Here is a 12,806-nt window from a genome sequence, read left to right on the forward strand (position 1 = left end):
GAAAGTCCGGGGCCGTAGACGTGGCCGTGGAGGTGGTGATGGTGGCAGCTGAGAGCGACCAGCCGGGGCGCGATTTCGCTGCGCGGGCGGTCCACGACTACAGTGCCGAGCTGCATCGCTACCTGCGTCGGCGGGTAGCCGAGGCGCAGGATCTGGGTGACCTGGTGCAGGAGGTCTACCTGCGCCTGCTGCGGGTGCAGAACATCGAGACAGTGCGCAACCCACTGGCCTACATCTATGGCATCGCCGCGCATGTGGCCAGCGAGTTCAACATGCGCCAGCGCCAGGGCCGTCTGCTGTATGACTCGACGGTGGTGGATGCGGTGTCCGAGAACCCGGGGCAGCCCGCTTTCAGCGAAGGCGGCGGCTTCTTCGAGCGCCAGGTAGGCGATGCGCTGGCACAGCTGCCGGCCAACCGGCTGGCGGTGCTGCTGCTGGAGCGGCGCGAAGGCCTGAGCCATGCGCAGATCGCGCAGAAGCTGGGGCTGAGCGTGCACACGGTGAAGAAATACAGTGTCGAAGCGCTGGCGCACGTACGCGCGAGCTTGGAACGATGAACAGGATGTGGACCCTGCGACAGGCAGGGCGGGTGAAAGCATGAATATCTATCGCACATCGCCGCAACAGAGCCGGGAACGCGCCGCACGCGAGGCCGCCGAGTGGTTGCTCGTCATGGGCGAAACGCCCAGCGATGCGGACCGCGCGGGTTTTGCTGCCTGGGTGGCGCGTTCGCCGCTGCATCTGGAAGAGCTGCTGATGGCGCAGCTGGTGGAGCGTGAATTGGCCTCCAGCGCGGCGCTGCAGTCGCTGGATATGGACGCTGTGCTGGCGCAGGCACAGGCCATGGACAACGTGGTGCCGCTGCACGATGCGCCGAGCGCCGTGCCGCAGGCGGCACCGCAGCCACGCAAGCCCACGGCGCGTGGGCGTCGCCGCCGGCTGGGCTGGGCATTGGTGGCCGGTGTTGCCGGTTGTGCGCTGTTGGCCGGCAGCTGGACCCTGCTGCAGCCAGAGGTACCGGTCTACCAGTACGCCAGCGCGGTTGGCGAGCAGCGCAGCATTGCCCTGGCTGATGGCTCGATGGTGACCCTGGCGCCGGCCTCGTACATCGCCGTGCGTTTCAGTGCCGGTGTGCGTGACATCGAGCTGCGTGACGGCGAAGCTACCTTTGACGTGGCCCATGACAGCAGCCGCCCGTTCCGGGTACATGCCGGTGACAACATCGTGCAGGCGGTGGGCACGCGCTTCACCGTCAACCGCTTGCCGTCGGGCACGTTGGTGGCGGTCAGCGAGGGCAAGGTGAAGGTGACGGCCAACAGCAACTGGCTGGAAGCGCTGTGGCGCGATGACGCATCCACGCTGGAAGCGGGCAAGGCCAAGGTCGAATCGCTGGGTCGCCCGGCGGCCTTGTCGGCCGGCGAACAGGCGCGCATCCCGCAGGGACAGCAGACCATGCTGCGCATGCCGCTGGAAGTACCGAACGAACCCGTCGATGGCAAGCGTCGCCTGAGCTTCCGCAATGACACCCTGGCCGACATCATCAGCGAGTTCAACCGCTACAACCCGCGGCCCATCGTGGTGACCGATCCGGTGATCCGCGAGCAGCGCTACAGCGGCGTGTTCTATGCCGATGATGCCGATTCCTTCCTGCAGTTCCTGGAATGCTGCTCGCAGCTGCAGGTCAGCCGGCAGGCTGATCGCAACCTGATCGGTGGTCGCAGCAGTCGCCAATAGCCATCGCCGCGCGTCGCCGGAAAAATATTTTTGACCCTGAGTACCCTTTTCCCACACTTGGACACACGGATGTAACAAGAGGCTGGTTCCGCGCAAGGCGGCTCCGGTTGCTCGGTAACCATTCGATGTCTTTCGGGGGCGAATTATCCATGGGGTCCAGCACTATTCTTCGTAAACAGGCGTTGGTGAAGGCGGTGGCGGTTGCGCTGCTGGTCGGCACCGGCAACGTGGCGGTGGCACAGTCGGCACCTGCAGCCGATACGGCTGCCGCTGCGGCGGCTGTCCAGTTTGATATTCCGGCGCAATCACTGGCGTCGGCGCTCGAGGCGTTTGCCGAGCAGAGCGGCCTGCAGGTGGTGTATGCCGGCGGCGCTGGCAGTGGCGTGCAGAGCGGTGTGGTAAACGGCCAGATGGGTGCAGCCACGGCGCTGCAGCAGCTGCTCGCACCTACTGCTTACGCGCACGAGTTCATCAACGCGAAAACGGTCGCCATCCGCCCGCGCAGCAGTGCCGGTGACGTGGTTGAACGCGATGGTGGCGCTGCCGAAACGCTGGAGACGATCAATGTCACCGGTACCTATCTGAAGAACATCGATCCGGCCTCGCCGTTGATCGTGATCGACTCGCAGCTGATCGAGAGCCGGGGCTACGCTTCGATCGAAGATGTGCTGCGCAACCTGCCGCAGAACTTCTCCAACCGCACCAGCGCCTCGCGCGCGCTGGGTGAAAAGGAGTTCGGCAGCTCGTATGGCGATGGCGTATCCGGCCTGGGTTCCTCCGGTGCCAACCTGCGAGGCCTGGGCAGCCGTTCAACGCTGATCCTGGTCGACGGCCGCCGCCGCAGCGGCTCGGCACAGGCGCAGGGCGCATATACCGATATTTCCTCGATTCCTGTTTCACAGATCGAGCGCATCGAAGTGCTCAGCGACGGCGCCAGCGCCATCTATGGCTCCGATGCCGTGGCCGGTGTGATCAACATCGTGCTGAAGAAGTCCTATGACGGCACCACCGCGCAGCTGCGCCATGAGAACTCCAATACCGGTGCCGATGTATCGCGGCTGGACCTGGCCCACACCTTTGGTTATGGCAGCGGCCACGTCACCGCGGCGGCAGGGCGCGAGCGCAGCTCGCCGGCCGATGTCACCCGCCTGATCCACGTCGGCCCGGACGGCCGCGGCGATTTCACCGATCGTGGTGGCGTCAACGGTCGTACCCGCAACAAGGGGCAGCCCGGCGTGGTCTATGAATCCCTGGACTTCGGCATCGACTACCACTTCATGGGCGAAGCGCTCGGCGTGATTCCGGGTGGCCAGGACGGCACCGCGCTGGATCCGGACAGCCTGCTGGCCTACGACCCGGCCACTGCGCCATCGACCTATGAGCGCAGCCGCATCGGCCCCAAGATCGAGAACACCTATGCTCGCATCAGCGGCGTGCATGATCTGGGCGAAACCACCCAGCTGAACTACGGCATCAGCCACGTACGCCAAGTCAACAAGGAAAACTGGCGGCCGACCCTGTTCGACTTCAGCATCTTCGAGGACGGTTACAACACCTACGTTCCGGAGAGCAATCCCTACAACAACTTCGGTAGCGACGTGCTGGTGGGGTATTCCTTCGAACGCGAGTTCGAAGGCATGAACCTGAGCGAAGACCAGAAGCAGACCAATACCGATGCTCACATCGGTATCAACGGCAAGCTGCCGTTCGCCAAGGGCTGGGATTACGAGGCGACGTACAGCATCGGCCGCGAGAAGGGCACTACCACTGCCTTGATGGACCTGACCGGGTCGATGGGCGCCGATGGCTACGCGCGCACGCTGGAAGTGCTCAATGGTCTGAACGTGTTTGGCGACGGCAGCAATGACGCCATCGTCGCGCGCAACCGTGAGCTGCTGCAGAGTCTGGTCGAACGCCATGTCTATCGGTTCCAGTCGCGTGCCAATACGGTGGACCTGCTGACCCGCGGCGAGCTGTTCCAGCTTCCCGCCGGCAAGATCGAGGCGGCGTTTGGCGCACAGCACCGCGAGCAGCGCTACAACTACGAGAGCAACCTGGGCGAACAGCTGCGCTCGGAGAGCAAGGGCAAGTCCGAAGCACTGTTCACCGAGATCGGCATTCCGCTGTTGAAGGACAAGCCGCTGGCCAAGCTGCTCAGCCTGACCGTGGCAGCGCGCTACGAGCGCTTCGACCAGCGCGGCGACAGTGCGCTGCGCGACTGGTCGGCGGGGTTGGGTGAGCTCGGCGGCTTCGATGTCGAACAGCTGACCGGCGTCAACAATGATGGTACCGGGGGTATCACCGGCAGCGACACGGTGGTGTCACGTGACTTCAGCCGTACCAGTCCGTTGGCACGCCTGGCGTGGAAGCCGGTCGACCAGTTGCGCCTGCGCGCTACCTGGGGCGAGTCCTTCCTGGTGCCGCAGGCCCAGCAGCAGTTCGGCCAGCTGATCATGGACGACTACACCGCACGTGTACTGTTCAACGGTGGCCAGCTGCCGGAAGGTGTCACCCAGATCGTCGCGCTCAGCGGCCCCAACGTGAACCTCAAGCCCCAGGTAGCCAGCGTGGTGACCTATGGCTTCGACTGGACGCCGACCTTCGCGACCGGCCTGCAACTGTCCGCCACCTACAACCGCACCACCTTCGACAACTACATCGGTGACCCGCTGTCGGGCCTGACCTACTCGGAGATCTTCAAGGACATCAGCAAGATGCCCGAGGGGACCTTCACCGTCGGCGAGAACGGGGTGATGTTGTGGGACAACCGTGCGATCAACTTCCTCGGCCGCCGCTCGCGCAGCATCGACACCACTGCCAGCTACTACTTTGGCAATGACTGGGCTGATTGGCGCATCGAGCTCAATGCCGTGCGCACCTTGGAGCTGACCTCGCGTTCGTTGGCGTCGATGCCGACGCTGAGCTATGCAGACAGCGAGCTCGGGCCGAGCAAGTGGGCCGGTGACCTGTTCGTCGGCTGGGAAGGAAACGCCTGGTTCGCGTCGCTGGGCAGCCATTACAGCGCCGCACACCGCGTGCTGTATCCGTTGTCGGCGACGGCCACCGACTACAACGATTTCATCCCCAACGAGAGCCCGCGTACACGGTCGGCGTCCTACACCACCTTCGATGCACAGATCGGTTACCGCAAGCATCAGCGTGATGGCTGGTTGGGTGGCGTTACCGCACGCATGGGTGTGCAGAACATGTTCGACCGCGACTATCCGTTCGTCGACAACCTGGCCGGTTTCGTCTCCAACCGCGTGAACATCCGCGGCCGCGTGCTCTATCTGGACATCAAGAAAGAGTTCTGAGGCCAGCGTGTCTTCCGGTAACAACGCGGTGCGCCGATCCCTCGTCGGCGGCGCACCGCATCCACTGCAAGGAAATCCATGAAGTCCATCGCCACCCCTCTGCGTGCTTGCCTGTTGGCCAGCGCAGTCGCTGCTGCACTCGGCCTCGCTGCCTGCAGTCCATCGCAACCCCCGCCGGCCAGCCCGGCCCAGGGCGCTACTGCCGCGCCGGCAAGCAGCGGTGCCTACAGCATCCGTGGCGCGTTGCCGGGCCTGGCCGATGGGACCGAGCTCAAGTTGCTGGTGCCGTCCGCGGCGACTGATCCAATGCATGTCGAACCCGTGGCCACGGCAACCGCACAGGGCGGCGCGTTCGTGCTCAGCGGGCAGGTGCAGCAGGCCGTACCGGCGGTACTGATGGTCGGCAACCTGGGTTCGGTGAAGCTGGTACTGGAGCCGGGCGAGCTGCGCATCGAAGCCGGCGTGCTGGGGCCGGTGGCCAAGGGTGGCAGCCTGACCGAACGTGTCTATGGGTATCTGGAAGATCCCGCTTATGTAGCGGCCTACAAGGCCAACCGCGAGGCCAACCGCAAGGCTTTCGATGGCGTGGATGAAAACGACGAAGCGGCGATGAAGGCCGCCCGTGATTCGGTGGCTGCGCCGTTTGCCGCCTTGACCAAGGTCAGGAACGACTACGACGCCGCCATCCTTGACGGTGCCGAACCGGCGCTGCTGAAGCTGCTGGTGCTGAGCGAGAACTACGACTGGAAGCGTTACGACGTGGCCCGTCGCGCGCAGTTGCTGGCCAGCTACAAGCAGGAGCTCGGCGCACATCCCTTGATCACGCAGATGGAGCAGGCGGCCGCCGATTACGCCAAGACCCAGAAGCTGGCCGAGAAGTTCGGGCCGGGCAAGCCCTATGCCGACATCGAGGCCGTCGGCGTGGACGGCAAGGTGGTCAAGCTGTCCGAGGTGCTGGCACGCAACAAGCTGGTGTTGCTGGATTTCTGGGCCTCCTGGTGCGGACCATGCCGCGGCGAGTTCCCGCATCTGCTGAAGGTCTACCGCGAGTTCCATGCGCATGGCTTCGAGATCTACGCCGTGTCGCTGGACGAGGACAAGGACGACTGGACCAAGGCCATGCAGGAAGAAGGCGGCAGCAACGATCTGCCCTGGATCAACCTGCAGGCGCCGGGCTTCGAGGACAAGGCCGCGCAGACCTATGGCGTGGTGCAGCTGCCGCAGAACTACCTGATTGCCGGTGACGGCACCATCGTCGGCGTTGGCATGCGCGAGTGGGACGTCGAGCGCGCGGTGCGTGCGCAGATCAAGAAGGTTGAAGATGCACCTGCACGTTGATGCCCTCCGCCGCGCGGCACTGACCACGCTGTTGCTGCTGGGCGTATTGCTGCCCGGCAGCGTGCTGGCACAGGTGCAGGCCGAGCTGGTTGCCGCACAGCGCTCGGTGCAGCCGGGCCAGCCGTTGCAGTTGGCGCTGCGCATGCAGCACGACCCGCATTGGCACAGCTTCTGGAAGAACGCCGGCACCGGCTTGCCGACCAAGCTGATGTGGGACTTGCCCCCGGGTTGGACGGCCGAGGCCATCCAGTGGCCAACCCCGATCCTGGTACGTGACCGCGAAGGCAATATCACCGGCCACGGCTACGAAGGCCTGTCCTACCTGCCGGTGCGGCTGATCGCGCCGGCCGACCTGAAGCCCGGCAGCGAGATCGAGCTGAAGGCGCAGGCACGCTGGTTGATGTGCGAGACCGTGTGCATCCCGGGCAAGGCCGCGGTGAGTCTGGGCGTGCCGGTCAGTGCCGATCCGCCACAGCCCGATGCGGATGTACAGGCGGCACTGGCAGCCTTGCCGATGCCAAGCTCCAGCGAAGGCTGGCAGCTGGCCGCGACCCGCGAGCAGGGTGGTTTGACCTTGCGCGTGGCCGCACCGGCCGATATTGCCGAACTGCATTTCTTCCCGGCCGATGAGTTCGTCTCCTACAAGGTGCCGCAGACCATCGGCAACCGCGGTGCACGCGCCTTGCTGAAGCTGCCCCTGGACCCGGCCGAGACCATGCCGGCCGATGCAGCGCTGCGCGGCGTATTGGCCTACACCGATGCCAAGGGTGTGTACCGTGGCGTCAGCATCGACCTGCCGTTCGTGGCCGAAGCCGAGGCCACGGCGCTGGTCAGCACGGCCGACCTGGGCGCGGCACCGGCTTCGGCCAATGGCAACGATGGCACCCGGTTGTCGCTGCTGGTATTGCTGTTCGCGGTGCTGGGCGGGCTGATCGTCAACCTGATGCCCTGCGTATTCCCGGTGTTGGGGCTGAAGGTGGTCGGCTTCATCGAACAGGCCGGCAGTGACAGGCGCAAGGTCAGCCTGCATGCGCTGTCGTTCACCGCTGGCGTGCTGCTGTCGTTCTGGGCGCTGGCTGGTCTGCTGGCGGTGCTGCGCGAAGGCGGGCAGCAACTGGGTTGGGGCTTCCAGCTGCAGTCGGCACCGTTCGTGTTCGTGCTGGCGCTGGTGATGCTGGCGTTCGCGATGAACCTCAGCGGCGTGTTCGAGGTGGGCATGCGTGCCACCGGCATCGGTTCCGGCCTGCAGACGCGCAGCGGCGTGGCGGGCAGCTTCTTCAGCGGCATGCTCGCCACCGTGGTGGCAACGCCGTGCAGTGCACCGTTCCTGGCGCCCGCGCTGGGGGCAGCGCTGGCCTTGCCAACGGCACAGTCGTTCGTGGTGTTCACAGCGATCGGTTTGGGGCTGGCGTTGCCGTATCTGCTGCTCTCGGTATTTCCGTCGCTGGTGAAGCTGTTGCCGCGTCCGGGCGCGTGGATGGAGACCTTCAAGCAGCTGATGGCCTTCCCGCTGTATGCCACGGTCGGCTATCTGCTGTGGGTGCTGGCCGGGCAGTTGCATGAAGCGGCCTTGCTCAATGCCTTGCTCGCATTGTCACTGCTGGGTTTCGGCCTGTGGTTGTATGGCCGCGGTACCCGTCCTGGTGCCCGCGGTGGCAAGGCCAGGTTCAGTGCAGTTGCCGGTGTACTGGTGCTGGCCGCGGCGGTGTTGTTCGGCTGGCCGCGGGCAGCGGCTCCGGAGGCATTGCAATGGGAGCCCTGGAGCAGCGAGCGCGTGCAGCAGCTGCAGGCCGAAGGCCGTCCGATCTACGTCGACTTCACCGCGCGCTGGTGCGCCACCTGCCAGGTCAACAAGAAGGTGGTGTTCGCCGCGGCACGGGTGAACGACTACTTCCGCGACAACGAGGTGGCCGCGCTGAAAGCCGACTGGACCAATGCCGACCCGCTGATCACCGCCGAGCTCGAGCGCTGGAACCGTAGCGCGGTGCCGTTCAACCTGGCCTATCCGGCAGGTGGCGGTGCGCCGCGTGAGCTGCCCGAGGTACTCACGCCGGAGATCGTGCTCTCCGCGCTGGAAAACGCTACCCCACAAGGACGGGATTGAACCCCTGTCGCTGACTTCCCCGCGCCCCCGGGCGCATATCAAGAGAACGCAACGCATGATTTCGCAACGCCTGTTGTGCGCCGGCCTTGCGCTGGGCCTGATGGCAGCCTCCGCTGCCTCGGCCGAGCCGGTCAAGGTCAATGGCTTCACCCACGTCAAATCCCTCGATGGCATCGACGAGTACCGGCTCGACGCCAATGGCCTGAGCGTATTGCTGCTGCCCAACCACGCCGCACCGGTGGTGACTTTCCAGATGACCTACCGGGTCGGTTCGCGCAACGAGGTGACCGGTACTACCGGCGGCACCCACCTGCTCGAGCACCTGATGTTCATGGGCAGCACCAATTTTGACGGCGAGAACAACGTCGATACCTACCTGGACCGCGTCGGCGCCGGTTTCAACGCCACCACCTCGCTGGACCGCACCAACTACTACGCCACGCTGCCGCCGGCCGCGCTGGACGGTTACATCGCCATCGAAGCCGACCGCATGCGTGGCCTGCTGCTGCGCGAAAAGGATCGCCAGAGCGAAATGACCGTGGTGCGCAACGAGTACGAGCGCAACGAGAACAATCCCAATGGCGCGCTGATGAAGCTGATGTGGGCCACCGCCTACAACGCGCATCCTTACCACCATCCGGTGATCGGCTGGCGCAGCGATATCGAGAAGGTGTCCATCGAGAAACTGCGTGCGTTCTACGACACCTTCTACTGGCCGAACAACGCCACCGTCACCGTGGTCGGCGATATCGACAGCGCCCAGGTGCTGGCCAGCATCGGCGAGAAGTTCGGCAAGGTGCCGCGCTCGCCGCATGCCATCCCCGAGGTCTACACCACCGAACCGGAGCAGCAGGGCGAGCGTCGGGTCACGCTGCGCCGCGCAGGCGAGACCGGCACGGTGATGATGGCGTACAAGGCCCCGGCCGGCCTGGACAAGGACATCCCGGCACTGAATGTGCTGGAGCTGGTGTTGCAGGGTGGCCGTAGTGCGCGCCTGCAGCGTGCGCTGGTGGATACCAGCAAGGCAGTGGCGGTATCGGGCGGCATGTACCAACAGCGCGATCCCAGCCTGTTCATGCTCAGCGTGGCGTTGGCCCCGGATAGCAAACATGCGGACATCGAGCAGATCGTCCGCGACGAGATCGCCAAGGTCGCCCGTGACGGCGTCAGCGTCGAGGAGATCAAGCGCGTGCTCGGCCCGTACCGCGCCGAGGAAGCCTACCGCCGAGATGGCACCGACCAGGCCGCCGATGCGCTCAACGAGTTCATCGCGATGGGCGACTGGACCCTGTATTCCACCGCCCTGAAGGACCTGGAGAAGGTCACCCCGGCTGACGTGCAGCGCGTTGCCGACAAGTATTTCACCGCAGAGCAGAGCACGGTTGGCTGGTTCGTGCCGGAGAGCAGCAAGTGAACAACGCAAAACGCATTCGACTGATTCCGCTGGCGCTGGCCGCCCTGTCCAGCCTTGCCGCATTTGCCGCGCAGGCTGGCGTGGCCGACACCGCCGTGCACGCCAAGGCCGCCGGCATCGACCTGATCGTCTACCCGATGGGGGTCAAGGACGTGGTCACCTTCACCGGCTCGATGCCGCTGGGTGATGCCTTCCTCGCCGCCAAGGCCGACAACCCGGCGGTGCCGACGCTGACCGCGATGCTGCTGGAAGCCGGCACCACCCGCCGCGACAAGTTCGCGATCTCCGATACGCTCGACGGCATCGGCGCGCAGCTGTCCTTCAGCCCCAGCGCCGCGCGCATCGGCATCTATGGCAAGAGCCTGAAGCAGGACCTGCCGACCGTGCTTGACCTGCTTGCCGAGCAGCTGCGTGAGCCGGCGTTCACTGCCGAGGAACTGGCCAAGGCCAAGGTGCAGCTGGAAGCGGCGCTGCGCCAGGCCAGCGACAATCCGGGCACGATGGCGCGCGAGACGATGATGCTCAGCATCTTCCCGGCCGGCAGCATCAACGCACCAGTGCCGCGCGAAGCCATGCTCAAGGCGGTGCCGCAGGTGACGCTGGAGCAGATCAAGGCCTTCCATGCCAAGTACTACGGCCCGGCGCATATGACCCTGGTGTTTGCCGGTGACGTCGATGCCAAGGCGATCGAGGCCGCGGTTGCACACGGCTTCAACGGCTGGAGTGGCGGCGTCGATTACCTGCGCGATGCGCCGGCACGGCTGCCGGCCAAGGCCGCCGAGCACAGCATCGCGATGAAGGACAAGGCCAGCGTCAGCGTGTTCCTGGGCCAGGCCACCGGCCTGCGCTACACCGATGCCGACTACCTGCCGATGACGGTGGGCGTGGATGTGCTCGGTTCGGGCTTCACCGGTCGCCTGATGGCGGCGGTGCGCGCGAAGGAAGGCCTGACCTACGGCATCGGCGGCAACCTGCTGGGCAGCGACTACATGGACGGCGGCCTGGGCATCAGCACCACGTTTGCACCGGAGCTGATGGACAAGGGCATCGCCAGCACCCGCCGCGAACTGCAGCGCTGGTGGAAGGACGGCATTACCGCCGAAGAGCTGGATGCACGCAAGCAGGCAATGGTCGGCAGCTACCAGGTTGGCCTGGGCAATACCGACGGCATGTCGGCGGCGATCATCGGCACGGTTGAGCGCGGTGTAGGCCTGGCCTGGCTGGACAACTACCCGCAGGCGATCCAGTCGGTGACGCTGCAGCAGGTCAATGGTGTGATCCGCAAGTACGTGGATCCGCAAAAGATGGTGCTGGTCAAGGCCGGCACCTTCAAGAAGTAAGTCGCAGCCTCTGCCAAGTGGTTCGACACCAACAAACGCCGGCGCAAGCCGGCGTTTGTTGTTCAACGCGATGCAACCCGGAGCCCCGTAGCCCGGGTAAGCGAAGCGCACCCGGGAAGATGACAGCCCCGTCAACGCGCCACGTTCGTATCAGGCACGCACGCTATTGGAAATGATCTCCACCCAATAACCGTCCGGGTCCTTGATGAAGGCCAGGCTCTTCATGCGGCCATCGCTCAGGCGCTTCTGGAACGGCACGCCCAGTTCCTCGAAACGCGCACAGGCCGCTTCCAGTTCCGGCACCGATACGCAGATATGGCCGAAACCGCGCGGGTCGCTGTTGCCGTCGTGGTAGACCGGGCCGTCCTGGTTCTCGGTGCCATGGTTGTGGGTGAGTTCCAGCACGCCGGGAATCCCGGCCATCCACAGGCGGCGCTCGGCATCGTCCTGCGGTACCTGCACGCCGGCCGGCACATAGGCCAGGAAGTACAGGCTGAATTGCGCTTCGGCGAAATCACGCTGGTCGATCAGCTGGAAGCCGAGCACGCGTGTATAGAAATCCAGCGAGGCGCGGATGTCCTTGACCCGCAGCATGGTGTGGTTGAACACGAAGCCGTTGGTTTCGGTCGGTACCTGGGCGGCGACGCCGGGCTGTTGAGCAAGGGTTTGAAGGCTCATGGAATCTATCCTGTTGCGATGAATGGGGGAGGGCAGGCGTGCAGCCGCGACAGCGCAATGCTCATGCAGAAAGTTGCATTTGAAATCGCCACTCCAGCTTGCATGCGTCGATACAAAAAATCATCAACGGCATACCTTCCACGGCTAGGCGGCTGCGCGCGCGCTGGCTATGCTGCGTCGCAGGATAGTCGTTGTTCCCCAGCTTTTGATGAAGCGCGCATGCATTGCCGGATGTGGGCTGGGAGTGACGCTGGCGCAAGGCTTGCGCGGATTGTTGGCAGGGGATGCCACCACGGACGGAGCCATGACGTGAGCAACGGCGGTTGACAAGGTTTCGCTGCTCGCGTTATTCATTGTATGTATATACAAATAAAGAGGCTGTCCGGAACTTCATGTCCTACCGTGTGTGGCTGCCGTTGCTGCTGATGCTGGTGCTCGCCGTCGAAGGCGTGCTCGGTGCATGGGCGAGCACGCGCATGGTGCTGCATGCGGATGGCGCGCCGGCGGTTGCCGGCTTCAACCGCGCGGCCAGGGCCAGCTGCGATCCGGCCCCAGGCGTGCCAGCGGTAGCGGATCTGGCAGTCGCCGACGGCCACGACAGTCATGCCGGCAAGCCGGCTGCCAATCATGGCGACGACTGCAGCTGCGCCGACGGCGTGGGCTGCGAGTGCCTGTGTGTATTCACCATCTATCCCCCCGCGTCGGCGCTGTTGTTGGCCGGTGCACATCCGCCGGTGGCAGCCGAAACCTCGCTGCCGGTGCTGGTACTGCCGGCAGGCAGGGTATCTGGCGTCTTCCGACCTCCCATCGTCTGAGCGGTTGTTCTCGCGTCACCACGACGTAGTAGTGAACCGTGCGCGCGTCTGCGACCACGGCTATCGCCC

At 64.9% G+C, this 12,806-nt stretch carries 9 protein-coding genes; 8 read left to right on the forward strand and 1 reads right to left on the reverse strand.

Features of this window, described 5'->3' with window-relative positions; all coding sequences use genetic code 11:
- Window positions 1–38 precede the first annotated feature (38 nt).
- From AC1VXC_RS03085 to AC1VXC_RS03115, 7 genes are all read left to right on the forward strand, one after another.
- Window positions 39–557 (forward strand): RNA polymerase sigma factor, encoded by a 519-nt coding sequence (locus AC1VXC_RS03085; RefSeq protein ID WP_313173314.1) that lies wholly within the window; start codon window positions 39–41, stop codon window positions 555–557.
- Window positions 558–597: 40 nt separating this feature from the next.
- Entirely contained in the window at window positions 598–1,734 is a 1,137-nt protein-coding gene (locus tag AC1VXC_RS03090) for a FecR family protein (RefSeq protein ID WP_313493576.1), read from the forward strand.
- Between the two features lie 149 nt (window positions 1,735–1,883).
- Window positions 1,884–5,048, forward strand: a complete 3,165-nt coding sequence (locus AC1VXC_RS03095) for a TonB-dependent receptor (protein WP_481539172.1) — start codon at window positions 1,884–1,886, stop codon at window positions 5,046–5,048.
- 78 nt (window positions 5,049–5,126) lie between these two features.
- Window positions 5,127–6,386: a redoxin domain-containing protein gene (locus AC1VXC_RS03100; RefSeq protein ID WP_481539173.1), complete on the forward strand. Its 1,260-nt coding sequence runs from the start codon at window positions 5,127–5,129 to the stop codon at window positions 6,384–6,386.
- On the forward strand, window positions 6,370–8,490 hold the full coding sequence (locus tag AC1VXC_RS03105) for a protein-disulfide reductase DsbD family protein (protein ID WP_481539174.1): 2,121 nt from the start codon (window positions 6,370–6,372) through the stop codon (window positions 8,488–8,490). The genes AC1VXC_RS03100 and AC1VXC_RS03105 overlap by 17 nt, the downstream gene beginning before the upstream one ends.
- A 55-nt stretch (window positions 8,491–8,545) precedes the next feature.
- Entirely contained in the window at window positions 8,546–9,904 is a 1,359-nt protein-coding gene (locus AC1VXC_RS03110; RefSeq protein WP_481539175.1) for a M16 family metallopeptidase, read from the forward strand.
- Entirely contained in the window at window positions 9,901–11,244 is a 1,344-nt protein-coding gene (locus AC1VXC_RS03115) for a M16 family metallopeptidase (protein WP_481539176.1), read from the forward strand. The genes AC1VXC_RS03110 and AC1VXC_RS03115 overlap by 4 nt, the downstream gene beginning before the upstream one ends.
- Before the next feature lie 150 nt (window positions 11,245–11,394).
- Here the strand turns inward: AC1VXC_RS03115 and gloA are convergent, their stop codons facing one another.
- Window positions 11,395–11,922, reverse strand: coding sequence for a lactoylglutathione lyase (gloA, locus tag AC1VXC_RS03120; protein WP_313493569.1), 528 nt, complete (start codon window positions 11,920–11,922; stop codon window positions 11,395–11,397).
- A gap of 392 nt (window positions 11,923–12,314) precedes the next feature.
- Between gloA and AC1VXC_RS03125 the strand changes: the two genes are divergently transcribed.
- Window positions 12,315–12,737, forward strand: coding sequence for a CopL family metal-binding regulatory protein (locus AC1VXC_RS03125; protein ID WP_313493568.1), 423 nt, complete (start codon window positions 12,315–12,317; stop codon window positions 12,735–12,737).
- The last annotated feature ends 69 nt before the right edge of the window (window positions 12,738–12,806 follow it).

The organism is Stenotrophomonas sp. STEN033 (assembly GCF_056856655.1).